The organism is Salinispora sp. CH2A1_6 (assembly GCF_056820975.1).
Genome location: NZ_JBXEDG010000001.1, coordinates 339,879 through 361,059, shown reverse-complemented (window position 1 = coordinate 361,059; position 21,181 = coordinate 339,879). Strand labels below are relative to the sequence as shown.

Sequence of the window (21,181 nt, the reverse complement as noted above, 5' to 3'; positions counted from 1 at the left end):
GGCTCGGGAGGGTGACAGTGCGGCACTGAGAGCGCTGCGGAGCGGAAAGAGCAGCGCAGCGGTGGCCGCGCAAACAGGGGCACAGCAGTACATGCCGGTAGTCGCGGCCACACGCGGGAGCAGCTACCTGGCGAGAGCCGGGTCACGCACGAGGAGCGGTGCGGGAAGCCGCGTGATCCCGACCGCGCGCCAGCCCGAGCCGGTCGGCTGGGCGGCGACGATTGTGGGGACGACCGTTACGCCGGTCGCCCCCAAGGCAGCGCCGGTCGCTCAGGCGACGACGCGCACCCGTTCGGCCTGCAGGCCCTTCTGACCTTGGGCGATCTCGAACTCCACCCGCTGGCCATCGTCCAGCGCCTTGTAGCCGTCCATCTCGATAGCAGAGAAATGGACGAAGACGTCCTGCCCCCCGTCAACGGCGATGAAGCCGTAGCCCTTTTCGGCGTTGAACCACTTCACGGTGCCCTGTGCCACGGTGCACTTCCTAACTCTGCGCGACTCCACTCACCCCGGCCGAGCCGGCACACCGGCCGGCGGGTGGCACCGGTTCGACGATCGGCGACGGCCGCTGAACCGGTGACCGAAATCGCACGCTACACGAGGCGTGACGACGGCGCACGGCCACAAATCGGACATACGCCCAGTGGGCCTATATCGTCAGGCATCATTGTGATAAATAACCGACATGACGAGCGATCCCGCCCCGGGGCCGGCATCGACCCGGCGGGCGCGGGTCCGTCGGGTCCAGCCAGCCGACACCGCCAGGATGCGGGCGCTGCGGCTGGAGATGCTCGCCGACGCACCGCTGGCCTTCCTGGAGACGCTGGCCGACGCGGCAGCCCGCCCCCACGCCGACTACGCGGCGCGCATCGCGTACACCTCGGCGGGCATCACCAACGCGCAGTTCGTCGCGGACCCGAGCGGCCGCCTGGTCGGACACGCCGGGGGCGCGGCGACTCCGGACGAACCGGGGCTCACCGTCATCTTCGCCGTCTACATCACCCCGCCCTGGCGGGGCAGCGGGCTGCTCTCCGACCTGATCGACGCGGTGGCGGGCTGGTCCCGCGCCTGCGGTCGTCCGGAGCTGATGCTGGAGGTCGTGGTCGGCAACGAGCGGGCCTACCGGGCGTACCGTCGGTTGGGGTTCATCGACACCGGCCGCCGCCTTCCACACCCGACGATCCCGACCCTCACCGAGCTACAGATGCGCCGCCCGGCCTGAACGACGCGGTAACGCCGACCAGGTTCGGGCCACCGACACGAGGCCCGACCGGCAGGCCCGGCCGGGAGGCGTACCCGGTCCCGCCCGGACCGCGGCCGCACTGATTTTCGGGAATGCCGTCGGTGTCGATGTCCGGCTAGGCTGAGTACGCCCGCTCCACGAGCATCCTCAGTAGGAGGTGACTGTGCCCAGCAGCAACCCGGCTACGGCAGATCAGCAGCAGACCGACTCGTCCACGATAGACAACGGTGTGCCACACTCCGCGCGGATCTACGACTACTGGCTCGGGGGCAAGGACAACTTCGCCGCTGACCGGGCCGTCGCCGAGGCCATGATATCGGCGATCCCGACGGTGCGGTCCATGGCCGCCGAGAACCGTCGATTTGTCCACCGCGTGGCCCGCTACCTGGTCGGACAGGCCGGCGTACGGCAGTTCCTGGACGTCGGCACCGGCATCCCCACCAGGCCGAATCTGCACGAGGTAGCCCAGCAGATCGCCCCGGACACCCGAGTGGTCTATGTCGACAATGACCCCATTGTCCTGGCCCACACCCGGGCCCTGATGATCAGTACCGAGCAGGGACGCAGCGAGTACATCCACGCTGACCTGCGGGAGCCGGCGTTGATTGTCAACCACCGGAAACTGCGCGAAGTGCTTGACCTTGACCAGCCGGTCGCGCTGACGATTATCGCGACCCTGATGCTGCTCGAGGACGCCGACGACCCGTGGCGCAAGATTCGGGTACTGATGGACGCCCTGCCGTCCGGTAGCTACGTGGCGATTACTCATCCGACCGGCGATTTCAACCCCGAGGCCGTCAAGATGGCCGTGGACGCCGCCGTTGGCAGCGGCATGACCCTCGTGCCCCGCAGCCGCGACGAGGTCGCCCGGTTCTTCGAGGGTTGGGAACTGGTGGAGCCGGGAATCGTCCCGGTGGCGGCCTGGCAGCCCGACGACGGCGCGCCCGCCGACCCGCACGCCGCCTACTACTGGGCCGGCATCGCTCGCAAGCCCTAGCTCGTCTTCGTTGTGACATCGGCCTGGCACCGGGCGGACAACACCGTGAAGGAGTCGTCCGCCCGGAACTGACCACGGCGCAGATCACGAACGCGAGGCGTGAGCCCGCGTTCGCGCGCCCGCCGCCGCGCGGGGCTGGGTCTGCTCAGACGTGGCGACGGCTCTGCACGATGCGGAACCGGTTGGCGACGTAGGCGCCGTCGGTGAGAGCCGCGTTCGCCGCCGGGTTGGCGCCGCTGCCATGGAAGTCGGAGAAGGCCGCCGACTGGTTCACGAAGACACCTCCGGTCAGGTTCGCCGACAGGTGCACCCCCACCTCGACCGCCGCCATCTCGGCCGCGTCCAGCACCGCGTCCTTGGTCGAGTAGACCGCCGCGGTCAACGCACCCTGCTCACCCACCGTGGCGCGCAGGAGCTCCAGGCTGTGCGCGGTCGAGTCGGTCCCGATCACGAACGAGATCGGGCCAAACCACTCCCGCGTGTAGGTGGCGGTGTCGTCGGCGTTCAGTCGAACGATGGCGGGCGTCCGGACCACCGCGCCGGGGAAGGCCGGGTGGGTGACGGTACGGGACTGCAACACCGACTCACCGACCTTGGTCACCTCGTCCAGCCGCTCCAACACCCCGTCGTTGACGATCGCACCGGTCAGCTCCACGCTGCGCGCCGGATCGGCGGTGAGCTTGCCTACCGCCGCCGCGATGCCGGCCGCCACCTCGGCGAAGCTCTTGTGCCCCTGGTCGGTCTCGATGCCGTCCCGGGGAATCAGGATGTTCTGCGAGGTGGTGCACATCTGGCCGCTGTAGAGGGTCAGCGTGAAACCCAGGTTGCGGCACATCCCGCCGAAGTCGTCGGTGGAGTCGATGACCACCGCGTTCAGGCCGGCCTTCTCGGTGTAGACCTGCGCCTGCCGGGCGTTGGCCTCCAGCCAGTCGCCGTACTCGGAGGAGCCGGTGAAGTCGACGATCCGCACCGCCGGATGCTGGGCCAGCGTGGAGGCGAGCTTCTCGCCCGGCGCCTCGGGGGCGAGCTGCACCAGGTTCGGGTCGAAGCCGGCCTCGGCGAGCACCTGGCGGGCGTACCGCACCGTGATCGCCAGCGGCAGCACCGCGCGCGGGTGCGGCTTGACGATCACCGGATTGCCGGTGACCAGCGAGGCGAAGAGCCCCGGGTACGAGTTCCAGGTCGGGAAGGTGTTGCAGCCGATCACCAGCGCGACGCCCCGCGGCACCACGTGGAAGGTCTTGGTCATCCGCAGCGGGTCACCCTTGCCCGCCGCCTTCTCCCAGCCGGCCGTTCCCGGGTGCCGGGTCATCTCCGCGTACGCGTAGGCGAGCGCCTCCAACGCCCGGTCCAACGCGTGCGCACCGCCCGCCTGGAAGGCCATCACGAACGCCTGCCCGCTGGTGAACTGCACCGCGTTGGCCAGCTCGAAGACGTTACGGTGCAGCCGATCCAGGATCTCCAGGCAGACGCCCACCCGCGAGCGGGGGCCGGCGTCCCGCCACGACGGCAGCGCCGTGGCGGCGGCGGTGGTGAGGTGGTCGGCGCTCGCGTGCGGGTAGCCGACGCCCAGGTCGACGCCGAAGGGGCTGACCTCGGTCTGGACCGTGCTGCCGGCGCCGGCCTGGTCAAGGGGAAAGTCACGACCAAGGTACGCCTCGAAGGCCGCCCTGCCGTCGTCGGCGGCGGTCTCGCCGTACACCCGCGGGCTGGGCGACTCCGGGTAGGCGGACCAGTATCCGCGCTGCGAGATGGCGGTCAGCGCCCGGTCGAGGGTGTCGGCGTGCCTGTCGTACAGGGGGTGCGGGGTCTCCGTCATGCCCGACATCATGCAACAGATGTCAGCACGATCAGTAGGGCCGCGTCACAGATCAGATCGTCAACTGCCAGTTGGACCAGCAATCCGCGACCCGGAACCCGAGCTGCTCGTTGATGGCGATCATGTGGTCGTTGGCGGCGGCGTTGAACGTGTTGATGACCCGCACCGCCGGTTCGTGGGACCGCAGGTACCGCAGGTTCTCGAGCTTGACGAGCAGGCCGAGGCGGTGCCCCCGGTGCTCCGGGTCCACGATCGTGATCTGCTGGAGGGCGTGCCAGTCGACGGTGGCCGCCACGTCGAGCATGGTCCACCCGACGAGCCGGCCGGAAGCCCGGTGGCGTACTCCGGTGTGGTAGCGACGTCGGCCGCGCGCGTCCAGGGCGACGTCGGTGGCCCGGATCCGTTCGGCGTCGTACCGCTCCGGCTCCCACGCCAGGTCCCCCATCGGCGCGTCGGCGATGAGGCGCCCCTCGAGGTAGGCGACGTCGGCCTGGTACTCCTCCGGAGTGTGGCCCTGCCAGAACACCAGCTGGTAGTCGGTGGCCCGGTCCTGGGCCTCGGCCAGCAGGCGGGCCAGCGTCGCGGGGTCGAGCTGGTCGAGGTCCAGCCGGCGGCGGACGTCGGCCAGCACGGAGTCCGCCCCGAGCGTCCGGGCGAACGCGGCACCAGCCGCCGCCGTGTCCACGGTCATCGCGGTCAGCCGCTTACGCCGGTGTTCCCGGGCCAGCTCGACCGCGCGATCAAAGAGTGCCCGCCCAACCCCCCGGCGCCGAGCGTCCGGATGCACCATCAGGTCGACGAAGACGTTCTCGGTATTGTCCAGCTGCGGCAACTCCAGGGTGAGCAGGCCGGCGGGCGCACCGTCGAGGTGGGCCAGCTGGTGCACCGGCGCGTCGCCGGGCATTGGATGCCGCACGGATCCGATGAACCGCTGCGGGCAGAAGAGCGGAAAGTCAGGCAGATCAACGGCGGCTGCTGCCGCCTCGATCCGGACCGCGGCGTCGATCGCCTGGTCATCGGCGGGGCCGAAGGGGGTGATGGTGATGCCCATGCCCGCAGCCTGCGTCACGGGGCGCTGGCCGGTCCAGTTATTTATCGCCGACCCCGGCCTCGCCACCAGGCAGGAAGTCAGGGCGGCGGCGGGAAATTGGAGGTGGTCGGGAGGGACTCCCACGCAACGCCGCTGGCGCTGGGTCGAAAGAACAAAGTCTCCGGCGAGAGCCCTCCCGCGTTAGCTATTCTTCGTCAAGAAAAACCGGACGTCAAGCCCGCACGGGCAGTTTTCACGCAGTACGGCCGTACTGATCACTAATCGGCCGATCAACCCATCAGACCGGCGTCCCGGGCCGCGCGCAGCGACGCCTTGATCCGGTGGCTCGGGCCCGCCTGATCCGCCACCGCGTCCAGGGTCTTGAGCCCCTCACCGGTATTGAAAATGACCGTCTCGGCGGTCGGGTCGAGCCGGCCGGACTCGACGAGCTTGCGCAGCACTGCCACGGTCACCCCGCCGGCGGTCTCGGCGAAGACCCCGGCGGTACGGGCCAGCAGCCGGATCCCGGCCCGGATCTCGTCGTCGTCGGCCGCCGCCATCCATCCGCCGGTGCGGCGGACCGACTCCAGGGCGTACGGGCCGGCGGCCGGGTCACCGATGTTCAACGACTTGGCGATGCCGGTCGGCTTGACCGGGTTGATGGTGTCACTGTCGGCGTGCAGGGCGGCGGCGATCGGGCTGCAGCCCGCCGACTGCGCCCCGAACACCCGCCAGCCGCCAGCCGGCGCCTCGACCAGGCCGATCTCGACCAACTCGGCGAACGCCTTGTCGACCTTTGTCAGCAGCTCACCAGAGGCCATCGGAATCACCACCTGGGCGGGGATCCGCCAGCCGAGCTGCTCGGCCACCTCGTAGCCGAGCGTCTTCGACCCCTCGGCGTAGTAGGGCCGCACGTTGACGTTGACGAAGGCGGTGTCCTCGAACTCGTCGGTCTCCACCAGTTCGCCGCAGAGCCGGTTCACGTCGTCGTACGACCCGTCGATCGCAACCAGGTCCCCGCCGTACACGGCGGTGGTGAGCACCTTGCCCTGCTCCAGGTCGCTGGGGATGAACACCACCGACGGGGCACCGGCGCGGGCGGCGTGCGCGGCGACCGAGTTGGCCAGGTTTCCGGTGGAGGCGCAGGCGAACCGGGTGAAGCCCAACGACCGGGCGGCGGTCAGCGCCACCGACACCACCCGATCCTTGAACGAGTGGGTCGGGTTGGCGCTGTCGTCCTTGACCCAGAGCGGCGCGGTGAGGCCCAGCTCGGCGGCCAACCGCGGGGCCGCGACCAGCGGAGTGAAGCCCGGGTCGAGGGTGACCCGGGTGGCCGGGTCCTGGCCGACCGGCAGCAGCGGCGCGTACCGCCAGATGTTGCGCGGGCCGGCCTCGATCTGCTCGCGGGTGACGGCGGCCAGCACGGCGGGGTCGTGGTCGACCTCCAGCGGACCGAAGCACTCGTAACAGGCGTGCTGCGCGATGAGCGGGTACCGGGCCGCACAGGCGCGGCACACCAGGGCGCGGGCCGGGCTGGCGGCGGGGTCGATCCCGGACGGGGCAAGGGTGGACGTCATCTCGAGATTCCTCTCATCTGCCCCCGCGTCGCACTCTGCGGCGGGGCCGGAATTGGCACCTGCCCCGCCGGTCACTCTGGGTGATCACGTGGGGTGGTTGCCGGGGCGTCTTCGGGCCGTGTCCCTCAGCCCCTCTGGATGAGGCATTCAGTTGTGCCGCCGAGTGTAAGCCGGCGATGACGGCCGATGACCATCCGGTCCCACCCTGTGGCGAAATGTGATTCACCCCGCAGCGGCGCAGGGCCACCCCTCGGCCCGGCTCACCACGACGGCCGCCGCATCACTCCCTGTAACGATCGGGGTGGTCATGAGGGCTGGCATTGCCTGGGGGACGGTTGCCGGGCGGTTGCCTGACGTTCCCGATGCGGTTGAGGGTGCCGGGCTGCCAGGGACCGGGCTCGCTCCGCTCGCTGTCGAGCTGCCCCATCTGTGCGCCTGCTGCACCCTGTCAGCGAGGTCAGCTGCGCGGACTGCACAGGCAGGATGAAGGAGGTTTCGCGATCCTGACCGGACGCTGGAAAACCCTGCGACACACCACCGCCGACCCACGCCGGATCAACGACATCGCCGCCGCACGTCACCTGACCCACTTCGGGTACAAGCACCTACCGGAAATCGCTGAGATTACTTCACCTCAGCTGAAGATCAGGTGACGTTGGAGTAGCCAGCCTGCCCCACCGCTGGCAGAAGCAGGCTGACTTCCGGGATGTTGTCAGGCGACCAGACCGGGCGTGTTTCCCTGTAGCGGATCGTTGAGCTCGTGGTAACCCTTCGGGTCTGGGCCGAAACGGTTCGGGCCGGATGCGCCCTTGATTGCAGCAAATACCAGCAGGATTACCCCACCGATCAACGGAATAATCCCAATCATCAGCCACCAGTCGGTATTGCCGGTGTCGTGCAGGCGTCGCACAATTACCGAGTCAATAAGGATATCGACCGCTTTGCGAACAGTGACCGGACTCGTCTCATACTGGTCCGCACGTTCCCGCGTGCTGGGCAACTTGTCACCAGGCGGTGTGACTACACCGGTCACCCAAACGTTTTCGGTGACCCGACAGCGGGATCGACTACGCTGCATGCGGGATGGACCGACCAGCGGAGGAGCCCTGATGAGGAGAACAACCGCCTGTTCGTTAGTACTTGGCGGAACCGTGGCCCTGCTGGCGCTCTCATCCACCATTACGCTCACGGCGGACATGGACCAGGGAAGCCCCCGCCCAATTGAGACAAGTGAAGCCGAGGAGCTACTTTCGGTAGCCGTGGACCTGGCGCAGGCCGGCAGGTTCGCCGACCTGTGTCAGACCGCCGGCAGCCGATCGAATTGCAGGTCAATTCTCGAATTCACCACTTCTGAGGGATGGCTGCCGAACGACGAGATGCCGCTCGTGGTGGGGGTCAAGCACTATCCAGCCACCGACACAGGTGTGGAGCATCTGGTTCTACGCGTTCAGGGCAGGCGAGCCGATGGCGCGACCTACGAAACCGACTTCCCGGTGATAAGAGCAGATGACGGAAAGGCTGTCAGCCTTTACCCCACCTACTGGTCCGGAATGGACTTCTCCGCATCTGCAAACGCGTGCACCCGGCAGGTTAGCGAGGTCTGCGCCCAGACTCAGACTGATACCGCTCCGGGATGACCCTGGGCCGCGCCTTGTTCGCCCGGAGGCGATACAACGGTCGCGCTCACGGGCGAGGCGGCACCGCCGGCCATCCTCGCGATCCACGTCACCGCCACCCGGGCCAGCAGTTCGCCTCGGCCCCTCGAAGCCGACGTGACCACGGACGACGAATGCCATAGTAGCCCCCAAATTGCAACCCAAATGCCACCAACCGACACCACCCCCAACAAGTCACCATCGATCCGGACACCGCCGACGTCACCGACGTGCAGATCTTGGCAGCCCAGCTCCTGACGGTGGCAGACAACGACTCGTTTCTCGCTACGCCTCGCGCACTACAGGAGGCGTTGAGCGGCCCGGATGATCCTGAATGCTCGGCGGATCATCACCAAACACTGGCCGCGCGTGGACCGATGTCCGGTCTGCGGATCCGCATGGCCGTGTCCGCCTACCTATACCGCCTACGACTACCTCAGCTCGGTCGGGCAGGGCAATTGGGCACCCTCGCAGCCTACTTAGGAACAGCGGTGACACCGGCCGACGCCACCATCCGCCGCTGGTGGCGAGACCTGAACGACCACCGGCAGATTGACGGCCACGCCCCGTCTGCGGCACCCGGGGACGGTGTAGACCCTGGGCGGAGGCGTACGGCGACCTAGTAGCCCACGACTTCGTCCGGCCGCATACAGCGGTCGGTGAACGGAAATCGATATGGACGAGCTTACTTGGAAGCATATGCACTGCGACAACAGGCAGCCGGCGATGCCGGCAGCATCACCGCTGGTTTGCCGGTCTCTGGCTTGGCCAGCCCTCTGCGGCCGTCACGGCGAGTTCACGAGGCAGGCTCAGGACAACCGAGTGTTCTGGGAGGCCGTCAACCAAACGACGGTCCCTGAGTCGGCCGACCTACATGGCCTGCTCAATCAGATAGTGTGTCACCTGCGAGGGGACAACGCTGCGAGCGGCATCGACGGTTGATGCCACTCCTATCCCAGTAGCCACGTCTTGCGGCGACTCCCAAACGGCGGCCGAAGCGAGGCGGCAGTCGGTCCCGGCGATCGGCCGCGCGAAGGTAGCCAGTTCTTCAGCCCCAGACTGGCGGACAGCCCACCTTCGGCCCCTGGTCAAGCGCTCCAAGCTGCACGCTCGTCGTCAATCAGCAGCCGGACTGCGCTGGTGACCTGTCGGCGGATGATCTGTTCCACGCGAGCGTCGTCGGCGTCATCGTCGCCGGAGGTGGCGAGGCGTAGGAACCAGGCGGTGCTCCAGAGGCGGTGCCAGCCCAGCGCCCAGACACCGGCGGGTCGTCCGCCGCGAGGGTCGAGCACACGTGGGTCACCACCCGCGTTGATGTAGGCGTGGAGCTGGTTGTCGATTCGGGCGGGGTCGGGTGGCTGTCGGGTTCCTTGCCAGGCCGCGAGGTCGAAGATGCCTGGTCCGACAAAGGCCATGGCGAAGTCAATCACGCGTAGGCCGGTGCTTCCGATGTGCAGCGCGGTGGGGTGGAACTCGCCATGCATGACGCCGAACGGCGGGGTTTCGGCACCGGCCGCCAGGTGTGGGGCGTCCCTAGCGAGGAGTTCCAGGGGCCGCAGGAGGTCCGCGGCGGTGGCGAACCGGCCACCGGCGCGCAATCCGGTCAGCAGTGCGACTGCATGGGACGGGATGTCTGCGAGTTGGGCTTCGCCCCATACGGGCAGGCCACCGGGCTCGATCCTCTTTTGATGCAAGGCTGCGGCAGCTGCGGCACCGTCGATGTCATTGGGCTGGCGGACGGGCTCCCCGAGATCTTCCACGATCATGATCAGCTTTTTGTTGTGGATTGTTGCGGCGTGTACGGCGGGCACGGGCGCACCGGCGTGGGCCGCGGCCGTCAGTACCTGCGCCTCCCCCATGAACGGCGCCGTGGCGTATTTGACGATCACGGTGTGGCCGTCGGCCAAGGTGAGCCGTTGCACTCCCGACAGGGCCCACACCCGGATAGCCGCACGCTTGGTGGGGATGGCGAGGCCTGCACGCTGACACAGGTCCTCGCAGACCGAGTCGAGCTGGGGCACATTGAGTGCGCTCATGCTCTGGGGACCGTCGCCGTTGCCTGGGCCAGGTCGGCCAGGGCCGCGTCGAGGGCCAAACTGAGAGTTGTGGGAACGGCGCCCATGCTCGTGCGCTGGTAGGTGCGGAAGAATGCGAGCAGGTCAAGCAGCGGGCGGCGACGGGCGAAGAATGCCGTGACATCGCCGAACAGGTCAGCTCGGCGTAGTAGCGACCGCAGGGCCACAACTTTGTCCGCCACGGACAGCAGCATGAGGTGGCTGTCAGCGAGGTCGGGGATGAACGGCTTCCCACGGTCCATGGCCTCGTGCTCGGACTGCATGCCCCGGATCAGTCGGCGGACCTCCGGGCTGAACCGGTACTCAAGGAATTGGTCGAGCTTCAGGGACACGGGCGCGAATTCGGGCGCGTCATGTAGCAGCGCGGCGGCCACGACATCGACATCCACGTCAGGTCGGTGTTCGCCGACAGTGACGGCGACTCTGGCGGCGTGGGTGAGTGCAGGCCGGTCGTCGATCGTGCGCCCCGCGCACCATTGCTTGGCCACGGCCAGGGCGTCCTCAACGATCGGCGCCCGGGGCGGCGCGAGAATCGTCATCGCCAATACCTCCTGTTCAGCCCGTACGATGTGGGGGTGGAGTTGGACGGTCCGCTGGAGCGCTGGTGCGAGGAGACGTGCGGGATCTGCCCCGCGCAGACGCTCGCGCCCGGTCGGTTCGATGTCGTCGCCCGGCCGGCGACCGAGTTGGCGTTCAATCGGCAGCTCGGCTGGCGGGCGACTCCGTTGGGGACCCCGGTGTGCGTGCACCCGTATCGGGTGGGGATGCCGCCCGGGGCGTACGCGTCGGCTGGTGAGCCGGTGCCCGACCTGGAGACTCTGGACGTCTTTGAGCCACCGGAGGAGGCGCTGGTGCTGCCCGATTCGCTGGATGATCTGAGTGCGTGGATGGTGGCGCATCTGCGGAATACCGATCCGGATCGGATCTTCAGCACGGTGGCTCGGCTGGAGCGGGCTGCTGGGGAGAGGTTCGCACCCGGCGAGGTCGTGAAGATCCTGCGCCGGGTGCTGTCGGTCGAGATGGCTAGGGTCTAGACGGCCGCTGGCTTGGGATCGTCGGTGAACATGGTGTCGAAGTCGATGTCGTGGGACCGGCCGCCCGCCGTGATGCCGACGGTGCCGTACAACTCGTTGAGGTGGGCGATACGACGGTTGGTTTCGCGGGAGTCGAGCCAGTAGCGCAGCGGCTGCTCGCCCCAGCCGGCCGCGGCGTAGTACACGTCGGTGACGCAGCCGCGGGTGTAGGTGAAGTCCTCCAGGTCGGTGTCGTGCGGGAACAGCACCCCGAGGTCGCGCTCGATCCACGACATGACGGTGTGCTGGGCCAGGACGGCGTGGACCATGTCATCGACGGGCAGCGGCAGCAACAGTTCGGCGGCCTGCTCGTCGCCGCCCGACAGCTCGAACACGGCAGCCTTGAGTGCGAGCGCTCGCACGGCCTCGACCAGCAGCGGCTGCCCGTCCGAGTCCAGGTTGAACCGGCTGACGGAGGGCATGCCCGTGTACGTTGCCCAGCATGGGCTGTACTTCATGCTGCTGGTCGTGAATCGATCCCAGAGATCGTGAGCCTGCATCTGGCTCAGGATCTCTGCGGCGCGGGTACCAACGGCCACGGGATTGAGTGTGGTCTTCATGTCTACTCCTTCGCTTTCGCCAACAGGTCCGGGTGCAGCGGCCTGGAGGCTTAGTCACGGACCGCCACGTCCCGTGACCTGACGGTAATTCCATCGATCGGTGTAGCTGGTGCCAATTGGCACCACAGCGTCTACGCTGGTAGCAGGCCATGACCGAAGCTGTCGATCATCCACAGGGGAAGGAGACGCGTGATGCGGCCACCGCGCCTGATCTCCGACGAGCCGATCGGCGAGCGCATCAAGCTGCTTCGCCAGCAGCGCGGCTGGTCGATCCGCTACGCCGCCAGCGTCGCCGGGATCAGCCACACCACCTGGTCTCGCATCGAGAACGGACTACGGTCGGCCGACAACCGGTTCGTCCTCGCCGAGATCGCCACCGCACTGCGGGTGCCGCTGTCCGACCTGACCACAACCGGGGTACTACCCGGTGACAAGGGTCAATCCCGCGACGCGATTCATGGCATCACCAAGGCAATCATCGAAGCCGACCTCGACTACCCAGCCACCGTCGCGGCCGGTCCGCTCCAGCCGCTGCTGCACCAACTCGACACCGTGACCGCGCTACGGTTCGGCTGCGACTACCTCGGCGCCGCCCGCCTACTCCCCGACCTCCTTGCTGGTCTGCACGCCGCAGCCGCCGGACACGAACGCACCGAAGCGCTCAAGGCCCTGGTCTTCACCGCCGATGCGGCCTCGTTCGTCATCCGATACCTCGGCGAACCCGCCTCCGCCGTACTCGTGGCCGACCGCGCCCGGCAAGCCGCGACCGAACTGGAAGACCCAATCATGCTGGGCATGGCTGCCTGGTCGCAGGCCCACGCCGCCAGCGGCATCGGCCTCTACACCCGCGCGCAGATCATCGCCGACCAGGGCACCACCGCGCTGCAAGGGCACCTGTCAAAGCCCGCCGGCCTCGAATTGCTGGGACAACTGGTTACCGTGTCCGGGTTCGCCAAGTACGCCCAAGGCGACGTTGACGGTGCCGCCGCCGCCATCACCGAGGCCGCCGATATCGCCGAACGCACCGGCCAATCCGGCGCGCTCGGCCTACACTTCGGCCCCACCAACATCGACTTCTGGCGCATCAGTATGGAAGCCGACGGCAACGACCCCGGCCACGCCGTGCAGATCGCCCGCAGCGTTACCCCACACCTTGTACCGGCCGTGTCCCGGCAGGCCGCGTTCTACATCGACCTCGCCCGCGCACTGTCGAATACCGGCAAGGACACCGAGGCAGTGCGGATGCTCCTGGTCGGCGAACGCCTCGCACCGCAGCGCGTACGCAACTCCCCGATCGTGGCCGAAACCCTGCGCGGCGCCTTGGACCGGGCCCGACGTGGCTCTGGCTGGGCCGAACTGCGCGGCCTGTGCGAACGTGTCGGCATCCCGCTCTGACCAGCAACTCAGCAGAAGGAGAGCCCGTGGGAGAGACGGTCGTGGTGTACGCCAGCGAGCAACCCCCCGACAGTTGGCAGGCATCCGTGTTCGTCGCCGGGCCGATGCCCCGCGATCCCACCGCGCCGTCTTGGCGACCCGACGCGCTGCGCCTGCTCGCCGACGGCTGGACCGGGCCAGGAACCCTCGTCGTGTTCGTCCCCGAGGCACGCGACCGCCACCAGCCACAGCCCGGCTACATCTCCCAGGACTGGGAGGAACGCTGGATGGCCATCGCCGACGTCATCCTGTTCTGGGTACCACGCCGGATGCCCGACCTGCCGGGGCTGAACACCAACATCGAGTACGGGCGGACGGAAGCCTCCGGCCGCGTCGTACTCGGCCTGCCGCCCGACGCGGTCAGCGTTCACTACTTACGCCGCGGAGCTGAAGCCCACGGTGTCCCCGTCCGCGACGCCCTCGACACCACCATCGACGCCGCCCTCGCGGCGATCGGCGACGGTGCGCAGCGCGACGGTGCGGACCGTGACGTGCCGCTACTGGTCTGGCGCACGCACGCCTTCCAGACCTGGCGCAGCCGCTACGAACTGATCACGGGCCGGGTGCTGTGGACATGGACCCCACAGCCGACATTCGAGCTAGCCGCATGGGCAATGCAGGTCCAAGTGCTGCTGGACGACGGCGACGTACACACGGTGCTAATCACTACGATCGGCAACGGCCCGACGACCGAAACCCTAATCGCCGATGGCGTGGCCCCGCGCCAACTCTCCACCAGCCGGTTCACACACCAGGCCCAACGGGGCTCGGCGAACCGTGTCGGAGGCGACACAGCAGCTCCGCACAGGAGCTGATCCGGCAGGCGTTACGGCGGTGGCAGCCGCCCTTGCCGGGCCAAGCTTGAGGCATGACCACATCCCACGTACTACCGGACCGCGCTACCCCAGCTCTGGACGCTCCACGACGTACGTTTCCTTGCCCTGGTGCCCCTCGATCGAATCCACGACCCGAATGTAGTCAGCGGTACGGCGGGACATGACGGTGCACTCCTCGCGTGGTAACTCTCCGCTTGCGAAACACACGTAACCCTTGGAAACCGCCTCGGCCTGGGAACGTGCCGCGTCAGGCAACTACGCCCTTGACCGGACACCTAGATTGCAGTCCCTGCGGCGACCGGTGTCAACAAGGCTCGTCACGGACGGTCGCGAGGTCCGCCGGTGCCTAGTACCTCAACGATCACCCGCTGGCGGAATGGCCACGAAGACGCCCATTCCCTGCCTACCCAGTAACTCGCCAGACTCAATGAGGATATCGACTGCTTTGCGCACTGTTACTGGACTCGTCTCATACTGGTCCGCAAGTTCCCGCGTGCTGGGCAACTTGTCACCAGGCTTGAGGATGCCCGCCTTGATCCGAGCGCGAAGGTCATCCCGGATGACTCTCCAGAGCGGGACGGCATGAGGCATAGCCTCATCCAACCATTGGCATTTGCCAGGCCATGACGACGCCCGCTGGAGCCCCTCCGAATGCGCCTCCCGGCTTGGCGCACCGGAGTAGCGCCGCAGTTCGCGACGGGCAAGACCGAGCTTCAGCGGTTCGGCTGCCGGATATACACCCCTCGTCCCGGTGCGCCGACAGCGACTCCCCGATCACGCAGCAGCGCCACGGCGCGGGCTGCCGTGGAGATTGAGACGGAGTAGAGATCGGCGAGCTGGGAGTAGGACGGCAACTTGGCGCCTGGCTCATACTCACCAGCTTCGATCTGGGCGGTGATATCCGCAGCGATGTCGGCATAGCTGAGCGGCAGTGCAGGCACGTCAGAGTCCTTTCGCCTAGGAACTGGGACGACCCACTCGAGATACGAAGGCCACCCACACCGAGGGCAAGCTGATCCGGCAGGGCTTTCGGCAGTGGCAGCCGCACTCACCCCAAGTACGAGGCAGGCCACATCCCACGTGCTACCTGACGTACTACCTCAGCTCTGGACGTTCCGAGACGTACGTTCCCTTGCCCTGGTGCCCCTCGACCAATCCACGCTCCCGAAGAATGCGCAGCGCGGTTTGGGCAGTGGTCACACTGATCTTGAAGTGTTCGGCAAGCTGCGCGTAGGTCGGCAGCTTGTCTCCCGGCGCAAGCTCACCCGCTCGAATCTGAGCAGTGATCGAATCCACGACACGAATGTAGTCAGCGGTGCGGTTGGACATGGTGGGGGCACTCCTCGCTCGGCCCACCCATTCCAACACGGCACCTTCAACACCTACAACCTCGACGTTGACTTAGACACCTTAGACACTTACTGTCGGATGGGTGGTGCTCCTCGCTCGGCAGCTAGGTGCGCCGCTCCTCGCCGGGACCAAGACCGGCTTTTGCCGGGGCAGCTTGCGCCAACCCCGCAGCCTTTCGTGTTGGGTAACGCGCTGCCCCGGCATTCAGCAAAGAAGAGGGAGATCCACATGAGGACCTCGAAGGCGTCGGCGGCCGGCGTGGCCTGGACGACCGAGCCGGTGACAGCACACCGATGCGAGACGTACCCCGGTGTTGCTTCCGCCACCGCGCCGCCAGGGCGGAGGGGCGAGGTAGCGCAGACGTACTGGATCTGGGCGCCGACGCCCTGAACACCCGACGCCCGCTCGCGAACGTGCGCGACGTGGAAAGGGGCCCGGGGCGGGTGCCGGGCTCCGGCCGGTACGCCACGCGCGGACGTGCCGGTCGCCCCCGCCCGCCTCGGCGCCGCCCCCAACCCCCGACCCGAGAGGACGTGACCGCCATGATCTACCGAGCCCGACGCCTGTTCTCATCCCAGGTTCGCGCCGCGACCTTCGCCCGGCGACGTTGGCGCGGCCTGGACCCCGAGCAGGTGTACGCCTACCTTGACCGCGTCGCCGACGAGCTGGAACGACTTACCCGGGAGGCGAGCACCGCCCACGCCGAGGGTGAGTTGATCCGGCAGGCGTTGCGGCAGTGGCAGTCCCGACACGCCGACTGCCAGCCCGCCACCATCCCGAACAGCCGATGGCGCCACTGAGCACGGTGGAGCTACCCACACCCACGTGCCGTCAGGACACGACGTCCTTGCGGGTGAAGCGCCAGAAGGCCAGGCCCCAGAAGAGCGTCGCGTAGCTGATCGCCGAGATCGCTCCCCGGACCACGTCGTCGGTCTGGATCGGTGTCGACAGCAGCCCCAGCCAGGCGGTGCTGTAATGCGTCGGCAGGAAGGCCCGCAGCACGCCGAGGGCGGTGATCTGGTCGAGGATGCTGGACAGGATCCAGAGCAGCACCGCCCCGCCGACCGCGCCCAACGCGGCGTCCGTCGACACCGACAGCAGCACGGCCAGACCCGCCACCACCAGCAGTACGACGGCCAGGTAGCCGAGCACCGCCAGCAACCGCAGCAGCCCCTCCCCCGGCTCCAGCTGGGCGGCGACCGTGCTGCGCAGCGGCTCCCACCCGTACCGCAGGGTGCCGAGCAGCAACGCGGTGCCGGCGAGCAGGAGCAGCGCCAGCGCCGAGTAGGTGAGCGCCACCAGCAGTTTCACCGCGAGCAGTCGGGCCCGTGGCACCGGCACGGCGAGCAGGTAACGCAGGCTGCCCCAGCTCGCCTCGCTGGCCACCGTGTCCCCGCAGAAGAGCGCCACCACGACCACCAGCAGGAACGACGCGGAGACGAAGAGGGTGAAGAGGGTGAAGTTCAGTCCGCCGGAGGTGGCGAACTCGACCAGGCTGCCGAACTCGCCGCGCCCGTTGTCGTCGTCGCCGGAGCCGAACTGGAACGCGATCAGGATGATCAGCGGCAGCAGCACCATGAAGCCCAGCGCGAGCTGGGTCCGTCGCCGCGACGCCTGCCGCCGGAACTCGGCCCGCACCGGCAGCGTGGCGAAGGGCCGGTAGCCCGCCGCCGCGCCGGACGGGGTGCCGCCGGAGTCGCCCGCACCGGGCTCGACCGTCGTCTGCGCCATCATCGGTCCCCGCTTCCCCGAGAGTTCTCGCCGACCAGGGCCAGGAACGCGTCCTCCAGGCGCCGCCGGGGCACCACCCGGTCCACCCCGATGCCGGCCCGCACCAACTCGGCGACCACCTCGCTGCGGGCGGTGCCGTTGGTGTCCACCACGAGCTGTCCGTCGCCGTCGGGCAGCACCGAGACGCCCGCCAGCCGGTCCAGCACCTCGCGCGCGGCCACCGGGTCGGTGACCTCCAGCAGGACGCTCGGCGACTCGCCGACGATCTCCTCGACCGGGCCGGATGCGACGATCTGGCCCTTGGTCACCACCACCGCGTGGGTGCAGGTCTGCTCCACCTCGGCGAGCAGGTGGCTGGAGACCAGCACCGCCCGGCCGTCGGTGGCGTACCGCCGCAGGACCCGGCGCATCTCGGCGATCTGCGGCGGATCCAGGCCGTCGGTCGGCTCGTCGAGCACCAGCAGCTCCGGCAGGCCGAGCATCGCCTGCGCGATCGCCAGCCGCTGCCGCATGCCGTGGCTGTAGGTCCGCACCTTCCGGTGCACCGAGGTGCCCAGCCCGGCGATCTCCAACGCCTCGTCGAAGTGCGCGTCGGCCCACGGCCGCCCGGTCGCCCGCCAGTACGCCGTCAGGTTGTCCGCCCCGGACAGGTGCGGCAGGAAGCCGGGGCCCTCCACCAGGGCTCCGATCCGGGACAGCACCGGGGCGCCCGGCACCAGCCGGTGCCCGAAGACGTAGACCTCGCCGGCGGTCGGCTGGGTCAGCCCCATCAACACCCGCAGCGTGGTGGTCTTGCCCGCGCCGTTCGGTCCGAGCAGGCCCACCACCTGCCCGGGGTGCACCTCGAAGTCGACGTTGGAGACGGCGACGAAGCCGTCCGCGTACTCCTTGCGCAGTTCCCGGACGGCGAGCGGGACGCCCGCGTACGCCGGGTGGACCCGGCTCTCGCGACGTTGGTGCCGGCGGCGGAGGACGGCGACGACCACGACGAGCCCGACCACGATCGTGGCGATCAGCCCGGCGAGGACCCAGCGCCAGATGACGGCGTCGGTGGGGATCGGCTCGCTGGCGACCGTCGGCAGGGTGACCGCCCCGCTCGCCAGGGCCACGCTGTAGACGGCCGGTTCGACCGGGGTGGCGTACGCCTGGTCGGAGGTCGCCACCACGACCCGCAGCCGGTGCCCGGCCTCGATCCGGCGGACGATCGCCGGCAGGGTGACGGTGACCGGTTCGGCGTCCTCGACGGCCGCCGGTAGCCCTTCCAGCCGGATCGGCGCGACCAGCCCGTTCGGCAGGGTCGCGGACCCGTCACCGGCGACGTCGTAGAGCTTGACGAAGAGTACGGCCGTGCCGGTCGGGGACGCGGCCCGGATGGCGACGGTCGGCGCACCGACCACGTCCACCGCGGCCGGCAACGGTGCGGACTCGAACCGGGCGTGCTGCCCGGGGATATCCCCGGCGACCCCGTCGAGCAGCGACGAGAGCTCCCCGGCGAAGGGCGCCGACGAGATCGCGGCCGGGTTGCCGGCCGGCGGGTTGGCGATGGACTGCGCCGGACCGCTCACCGGCACCGGCTGCTGGCCGGTGCCATCGACGCCCGGGTAGCCGGTGGCGCGGAAGCCGCTGGCGACCAGCCCCCGGTCGAGCGCGTCGAACCCGGCGATCCGAGAAAAGGTGAAGTCGTCGGCGGGGGCCGCGCCCTCGCCCTTGACGTAGTGGTCGAGCCACCGCGCGGTCAGGTGCCGGATCCGGTCCCGGTCGGTCTTCGGGCCGTCGCCGCCGTCGTGCCCGCCGGTGAACCAGGCCACCTGGACCGGGGTGCCGGTCGCGGCGATTTCCCGGGCGTTCGCGTCTGCCTCGGCGAGCGGGAAGAGGGTGTCGGCCGCCCCCTGCACCAGCAGCGTCGGCGCCTCGACCCGGTCGAGCTTCCCAGCCGGGCTGGAGCGGCGCAGCAGTGCGACGGCGTCCGGGTCGGCCCGCCCGGTGGTGGCGATCCGCAGGTACGCGGCGCACACGTCGGCGGCGAACCGCCCGCAGGACGGGTCGACGGCGCCGGCCGTGGTGGCCGCGTTCTCCGGGAGGGAGCCGCCCGGGACGGGACCGCCATTGGGGGCGAGGCCGCCGGCCGGGCCGGAGCCGCCGAGGGGGACGGGACCGGGGTTGCCGCCGCTGCCGAAGAAGAGCCCGGCCCAGCCCTTCTTGAACACCCCCTGCTCCGGCCCCTCGCCGCTCTGCTCCGGCAGGAAGGAGCGGGCGAGGTCGTTCCAGGTGATCATCGGCACGATCGCGTCGACCCGCTGGTCCTGCGCTGCGAGCAGCAGCGCCAGCGCGCCACCGTAGGAGCCGCCGACCACGCCCACCCGCGGGTCCCCGGCAGCGTCGGTGACGACCTCCGGGCGGGCGGCCAGCCAGTCCAGCAGGCGCTGGGCGTCGCGGACCTCGTAGTCCGGGTGGTCCAGGTGGATCTGGCCGCCGCTGCGACCGAAGCCCCGCGCGGTCCAGGTCAGCACCGCGTACCCGCGGTCGGCGAACTCCTCGGCGTCGGCGCGGACCGACTCCTTGGTGCCGCCGAAGCCGTGCCCGAGCAGCACCGCCGGCACCGGGGAGCCGGCGGCCGCGGCGGGGGGCAGGTACAGCGTGGTGTCCAGCTCGACCGGCTCGTCGCCGGTCGGCCCCGACCGGACGGTGATCAGCGCCGCCTCGGTGCGCAGGTCCGGCTCGGCGGGCCGGAGGGTCCCGGCGACTCCGGCGGCGAGCAGGACGACGACGACCGCTGCTGCCGCCGCGGCCAGCGCACGCCGACGGGTGGGCAGGGCGCGCCGGATCCACGCGGCCGGTGACGGCGATCTCATGCGGCACACGCTACGGGGGGAGAGCTGAGGATCGCCTGAGTGAACACAGAACACACCACTGTCGGCGGAGAGCACCGGGCCGTCGCCGGACTGGGCGCCGGGGGCGTCGGTCCGGTGCTGTCGGCGTCAGCGGATGCGGCGGGCGGTGAGCACGGTGTCGTGGATGGTCACCGGCGTGCCGTCCGGTGTGGTGGCGGCGCGCGGGCGCGCCGCCCGGGTCCGCACCTCCCAGTCGCTGGCGGGCAGCTCCTGCGCCAACTCGTCAGCCGTGTAGAACAGGTCGGGCTCCGGGGGCCGGCGCACGGCGATGTCCAGGTCGCTGGGGTGGTGCCCGACGATCAGCAGGTGGCCGTCCGGGGCCACCCGGGTGGCGAGAGTGGCGAACACCCGCCGCCGCAGTGCCCCGGAGAAGTGCAGGTAGGACGCGGCTACCAGGTCATAACGGGGGCCGTCGTCGGGCTGCCAGTCGCAAACGTCCGCCCGCTCCCACCGCAGCCGCCCGGCCAGGGAGGCGGGTACGCGCTCGGCGGCGCGGGCGAGGGCCTGCGCGGAGAAGTCCACGCCCGTGACCTGCCAGCCGTGTCCGGCCAGCCAGATGGCGTCCGCGCCCTCGCCGCAGCCCACCTCCAGGGCCGTACCGAGGGCAAGGGGGGCGACCTCCTCGACGAGCACGGGGTTGGGGTCGCCGCTCCACACCGGCCCGGCCTCGCTGTATCGCTGGTCCCAGTAGTCAACGTTGAAGAGGGCGTCGACGTCAGTCATCACAGGTTCCTCTGCTTCCTCTGCCGATTACCGGATCACGCGGAAGTCCCACCCTCCGGCAGTACGACGCGGACCGCAAACACCTTTGCCATGACGGCAAATCGGGAGGTGGCGAACCCCGCGCCGACACCGAGCTGCAGGTCCACCGCGACCAGCACCGAACCGGGAACTCCGGACGGTTGTCGCG

22 protein-coding genes and 1 riboswitch are annotated in these 21,181 nt (G+C 69.2%); of the genes, 8 read left to right on the top strand and 14 right to left on the bottom strand.

Annotated elements, in window-relative coordinates:
* Positions 1–270 precede the first annotated feature (270 nt).
* Positions 271–474 (bottom strand): cold-shock protein, encoded by a 204-nt coding sequence (locus tag AC1UKG_RS01715; RefSeq protein ID WP_482642111.1) that lies wholly within the window; start codon positions 472–474, stop codon positions 271–273.
* Positions 475–685: 211 nt separating this feature from the next.
* On the opposite strand from AC1UKG_RS01715, the gene AC1UKG_RS01710 reads away from it, so the two are divergent.
* Positions 686–1,222 carry a GNAT family N-acetyltransferase gene (locus AC1UKG_RS01710; protein ID WP_018744882.1) on the top strand — a complete coding sequence of 179 codons (537 nt, stop codon included), beginning with the start codon at positions 686–688 and terminating at the stop codon, positions 1,220–1,222.
* A gap of 178 nt (positions 1,223–1,400) precedes the next feature.
* Positions 1,401–2,240 (top strand): SAM-dependent methyltransferase, encoded by an 840-nt coding sequence (locus tag AC1UKG_RS01705; protein WP_033663750.1) that lies wholly within the window; start codon positions 1,401–1,403, stop codon positions 2,238–2,240.
* 145 nt (positions 2,241–2,385) lie between these two features.
* Here AC1UKG_RS01705 and paaN read toward each other — a convergent pair whose 3' ends face one another.
* The 4 genes from paaN to AC1UKG_RS01685 form a co-directional block, all read right to left on the bottom strand.
* Entirely contained in the window at positions 2,386–4,059 is a 1,674-nt protein-coding gene (gene paaN, locus AC1UKG_RS01700; RefSeq protein WP_482642112.1) for a phenylacetic acid degradation protein PaaN, read from the bottom strand.
* Positions 4,060–4,111: 52 nt separating this feature from the next.
* Complete coding sequence (locus AC1UKG_RS01695; RefSeq protein WP_475890344.1) at positions 4,112–5,110, bottom strand: GNAT family N-acetyltransferase; 999 nt, start codon at positions 5,108–5,110, stop codon at positions 4,112–4,114.
* A 269-nt stretch (positions 5,111–5,379) separates the two neighbouring features.
* Positions 5,380–6,666 carry a threonine synthase gene (gene thrC, locus AC1UKG_RS01690; RefSeq protein WP_482642113.1) on the bottom strand — a complete coding sequence of 429 codons (1,287 nt, stop codon included), beginning with the start codon at positions 6,664–6,666 and terminating at the stop codon, positions 5,380–5,382.
* Between the two features lie 10 nt (positions 6,667–6,676).
* A riboswitch (SAM riboswitch) is annotated at positions 6,677–6,811 on the bottom strand.
* 567 nt (positions 6,812–7,378) lie between these two features.
* Positions 7,379–7,699, bottom strand: coding sequence for a DUF805 domain-containing protein (locus AC1UKG_RS01685; RefSeq protein ID WP_482642114.1), 321 nt, complete (start codon positions 7,697–7,699; stop codon positions 7,379–7,381).
* 76 nt (positions 7,700–7,775) lie between these two features.
* Here AC1UKG_RS01685 and AC1UKG_RS01680 point away from each other — a divergent pair, with 76 nt between their 5' ends.
* Positions 7,776–8,303, top strand: coding sequence for a hypothetical protein (locus AC1UKG_RS01680; protein WP_482642115.1), 528 nt, complete (start codon positions 7,776–7,778; stop codon positions 8,301–8,303).
* A gap of 1,106 nt (positions 8,304–9,409) precedes the next feature.
* Here the strand turns inward: AC1UKG_RS01680 and AC1UKG_RS01675 are convergent.
* Together AC1UKG_RS01675 and AC1UKG_RS01670 are read right to left on the bottom strand one after the other, a co-directional pair.
* Complete coding sequence (locus tag AC1UKG_RS01675; RefSeq protein WP_018744873.1) at positions 9,410–10,357, bottom strand: phosphotransferase; 948 nt, start codon at positions 10,355–10,357, stop codon at positions 9,410–9,412.
* On the bottom strand, positions 10,354–10,935 hold the full coding sequence (locus AC1UKG_RS01670) for an HD domain-containing protein (RefSeq protein ID WP_482642116.1): 582 nt from the start codon (positions 10,933–10,935) through the stop codon (positions 10,354–10,356). The genes AC1UKG_RS01675 and AC1UKG_RS01670 overlap by 4 nt, the downstream gene beginning before the upstream one ends.
* A gap of 36 nt (positions 10,936–10,971) precedes the next feature.
* On the opposite strand from AC1UKG_RS01670, the gene AC1UKG_RS01665 reads away from it, so the two are divergent.
* On the top strand, positions 10,972–11,430 hold the full coding sequence (locus AC1UKG_RS01665; RefSeq protein WP_475890339.1) for a hypothetical protein: 459 nt from the start codon (positions 10,972–10,974) through the stop codon (positions 11,428–11,430).
* Here AC1UKG_RS01665 and AC1UKG_RS01660 read toward each other — a convergent pair.
* Entirely contained in the window at positions 11,427–12,029 is a 603-nt protein-coding gene (locus tag AC1UKG_RS01660) for a hypothetical protein (protein ID WP_018814685.1), read from the bottom strand. The genes AC1UKG_RS01665 and AC1UKG_RS01660 overlap by 4 nt on opposite strands.
* Before the next feature lie 192 nt (positions 12,030–12,221).
* Between AC1UKG_RS01660 and AC1UKG_RS01655 the strand changes: the two genes are divergently transcribed.
* Positions 12,222–13,424, top strand: a complete 1,203-nt coding sequence (locus tag AC1UKG_RS01655; RefSeq protein WP_482642117.1) for a helix-turn-helix domain-containing protein — start codon at positions 12,222–12,224, stop codon at positions 13,422–13,424.
* Positions 13,425–13,450: 26 nt separating this feature from the next.
* The gene (locus tag AC1UKG_RS01650; RefSeq protein ID WP_482642118.1) at positions 13,451–14,278 is read left to right on the top strand and encodes a hypothetical protein; all 828 of its coding nucleotides are present in this window, start codon (positions 13,451–13,453) and stop codon (positions 14,276–14,278) included.
* A gap of 375 nt (positions 14,279–14,653) precedes the next feature.
* Here AC1UKG_RS01650 and AC1UKG_RS01645 read toward each other — a convergent pair whose 3' ends face one another.
* The 3 genes from AC1UKG_RS01645 to AC1UKG_RS01635 all read right to left on the bottom strand — a co-directional run bounded on the left by AC1UKG_RS01645 (position 14,654) and on the right by AC1UKG_RS01635 (position 15,628).
* Positions 14,654–14,890, bottom strand: a complete 237-nt coding sequence (locus tag AC1UKG_RS01645) for a GntR family transcriptional regulator (protein WP_026271552.1) — start codon at positions 14,888–14,890, stop codon at positions 14,654–14,656.
* A gap of 122 nt (positions 14,891–15,012) precedes the next feature.
* A complete protein-coding gene (locus AC1UKG_RS01640) occupies positions 15,013–15,240 on the bottom strand; it encodes a winged helix-turn-helix domain-containing protein (protein WP_482642119.1) in 228 nt (75 codons plus the stop codon).
* 154 nt (positions 15,241–15,394) lie between these two features.
* Complete coding sequence (locus AC1UKG_RS01635; protein WP_018744866.1) at positions 15,395–15,628, bottom strand: winged helix-turn-helix domain-containing protein; 234 nt, start codon at positions 15,626–15,628, stop codon at positions 15,395–15,397.
* Between the two features lie 249 nt (positions 15,629–15,877).
* Between AC1UKG_RS01635 and AC1UKG_RS01630 the strand changes: the two genes are divergently transcribed.
* Entirely contained in the window at positions 15,878–16,039 is a 162-nt protein-coding gene (locus AC1UKG_RS01630; RefSeq protein ID WP_196230290.1) for a hypothetical protein, read from the top strand.
* Positions 16,040–16,182: 143 nt separating this feature from the next.
* Positions 16,183–16,449 carry a DivIVA domain-containing protein gene (locus AC1UKG_RS01625; RefSeq protein ID WP_482642120.1) on the top strand — a complete coding sequence of 89 codons (267 nt, stop codon included), beginning with the start codon at positions 16,183–16,185 and terminating at the stop codon, positions 16,447–16,449.
* Positions 16,450–16,480: 31 nt separating this feature from the next.
* On the opposite strand, the gene AC1UKG_RS01620 is transcribed toward AC1UKG_RS01625, so the two are convergent.
* From AC1UKG_RS01620 to AC1UKG_RS01610, 3 genes are all read right to left on the bottom strand, one after another.
* Positions 16,481–17,380, bottom strand: coding sequence for an ABC transporter permease subunit (locus tag AC1UKG_RS01620; RefSeq protein WP_018744864.1), 900 nt, complete (start codon positions 17,378–17,380; stop codon positions 16,481–16,483).
* The gene (locus AC1UKG_RS01615) at positions 17,380–20,232 is read right to left on the bottom strand and encodes an alpha/beta fold hydrolase (protein WP_482642121.1); all 2,853 of its coding nucleotides are present in this window, start codon (positions 20,230–20,232) and stop codon (positions 17,380–17,382) included. The genes AC1UKG_RS01620 and AC1UKG_RS01615 overlap by 1 nt, the downstream gene beginning before the upstream one ends.
* 126 nt (positions 20,233–20,358) lie before the next feature.
* Positions 20,359–20,994, bottom strand: a complete 636-nt coding sequence (locus tag AC1UKG_RS01610) for a class I SAM-dependent methyltransferase (protein ID WP_018814691.1) — start codon at positions 20,992–20,994, stop codon at positions 20,359–20,361.
* Between the last annotated feature and the right edge of the window lie 187 nt (positions 20,995–21,181).